This is a genomic window from Megasphaera sp. DJF_B143, from assembly GCF_900320625.1.
GTDB classification, from domain to species: Bacteria; Bacillota; Negativicutes; order Veillonellales; family Megasphaeraceae; genus Megasphaera; species Megasphaera hexanoica.
In genome coordinates this window covers 1-2251 of sequence record NZ_ONTA01000238.1, presented here as the reverse complement: position 1 = coordinate 2251, position 2251 = coordinate 1, and the positions used below count along the sequence as shown (strand labels likewise).

1 protein-coding gene is annotated in these 2251 nt (G+C 54.4%); it reads right to left on the bottom strand.

Features of this window, described 5'->3' with window-relative positions; genetic code table 11:
- Positions 1-602: 602 nt before the first annotated feature.
- The coding region (locus DBO31_RS07090) for an AAA family ATPase (RefSeq protein WP_150824795.1) at positions 603-2251 on the bottom strand (1649 nt) is incomplete at its 5' end.

The window sequence follows — 2251 nt, the reverse complement described above, 5'->3', positions numbered from 1 at the left end:
CTAATGCTGATTTTTGTATTAAAACATGAGGTTCGACGAACCGGCTTCGATAAACGAACTACGGCCAACGACCTACTGCCCTTCGTAGCCCTGCTATGACTCCTTCCATCCTCCTTGCATCTGACGGCCCCGTCGGCGATGCCTGACGTAAAACGCCGGCCGTCGCGGCACTATCTTGCTGATTTTTGTGTAAAAATAGTCGGTCCGTCAAACCGGCTTCGATGAACGACCAACGGCCCTTCGTAGCTCCACTACGCCTCCTTCTTCCGCCTTGCATCTGGTACCATCTCGTGCGATTCAGGATAGAAAGCGTCTCCTGTCGTGTGGCCTGTATGCTGATTTTTGTATAAAAATAGTCGGTCCGTCGAACCGGCTTCATCAAACATCAAACATCAAACTATCTCTTCCCACTAACCACCAGCCGCTAACTACGGCCCTTCCCGCGCGGGCCAGTTCCCGTGACCGGGTTTGAGCGGGGGAGTCTCCAGCTCCCCGCTCTTCCCGGTCGGGACTGGCTGCCAATCTGTAGGGTGATACTGTCCATATCTATATATATGCCAATGTGGACAGGTGTTTTGGGCAGGTGCTTATTACGTTTCGATTTATCTTTTTCTTATATACACATTCCCTTTTTTATTCCTTTCTAAATCCGTGCTTTCGTCTATGTACCGTTTAATGGAACTGCGGCTCATGCCCATTTTTTTCATCAGGTCACCTATATAGACTTCTTCCTTTTCTTTCATAATTTCATCAAATACTTCCCGCATGAGCTGCTGGTTGCTGAGGCATTTTTGTTTCTTTCCAGCCAGCATGTCTTCCCGTCCCCGGCCCAGGTTGTCCAGGTCTTCGTTATACGAGGCGATGAGGCCTGTGTAGTCGATGTGGTGGATGGGATAGTCGAAGGTGATGTAAAAGGGCAGCGGCGGGGCAAATTCGCGCAGGATAGCTTCGATTCTAAAGGCCGGAGGGGCTCCGATGGGGCTTTTGACGTCGAGCATGTCGAGGATGGCGTCGGCGTCACGGGAAAAGACGCCTGAGCCCGATGCCCGGTCCTGTGCTTTTTTGACGGTCTGGCTGCCTTTGCTGTAGTGATGGCAATAGATGACAGCGCACTGTTTCACTGCCGCCAGTTTGTCCAGCTGGTTGCAGAACTGCCCCATGTCAAAGGCACTGTTTTCGTCGCCATTGGTGATTTTGTATATAGGGTCGAGGACGATGGCCATGTAGTCTTTCCCGGCTGTCCGGCGGACGATATCGCGGACCAGTTGTTCCATGGGGCGGGCATGACCGCGGCAGTTCCACAGGTCGATGGCGTCGTCATGGTCCCCGGCAAGGCCGAGGGCATTGTAGATCCGGCAGAAGCGGTCAATACAGGATGCTCTATTTAATTCCAGATTGATATATAAAACATTGCCCCGGTGGCAGGGGAATTGTCCCAGCCAGGAGGTCCCTTCGGCTATGGCGATGCACAGTTCGATGAGGGCAAAGGATTTCCCCGCCTTGCTGGGCCCGGCAAGCATCATTTTATGGCCCTGCCGCAAAAGGCCGTCGATGAGTACCGGATCGAGAGGCGGCGGGTTGCGGCGCAGGCAGGACAGGTTTTCAATGGGCGTTTCCCCCTCTTTTTCATCGTCCAGCGCAGCCAGCCATTCCGTGTAGGACTGAAAGGGACTGTCATAGGGTATGAGGTACTGCCAGCTTTCGCCGCGGCGGATACCGGGCAGGCGCATGAGCCGCGCGGGGTTGCGGTTGGACACATCGACGTGATAGCCGTGTTCATGACAGGTCTTGTACAGGAAATCGACGCGCTGGCGGTACAGGTCATAATCCGTACCGGCATCGATATGTACAACGGCGTGCAGACTTTTTCCTCCACTGTAAACGAGCGCAGCCACGGGCAACTTCAGGCTGCATATCCGATCGAGCTGCTGCTGTAAAGTCTGGTCATCTGCTTCGGCCAGTACATAGGTAAATTCCCGCACGTTGCTGTTGCGCACTCCTTTTCCATCCAGCGGGTTGATGCGCACCCAGGCCCCGCCGCGGTAGTCGTAGTCCCCCAGGGCATAGCCCACATCGTGGCTGGCTTCGAGGGCTTTGATGATGTGGCGCTGTTTCCGGCCATATACGCCCCGTCCTGCCGGCACGCAGCGGTCTTTCTGTTCCATGGACTTCATGACGTATCCCACGTAATCATCAGGCGAAAAAAGCCGTTCCAGAAAGTCCCGTATATCCTGACAGGGGTCCCATTGGG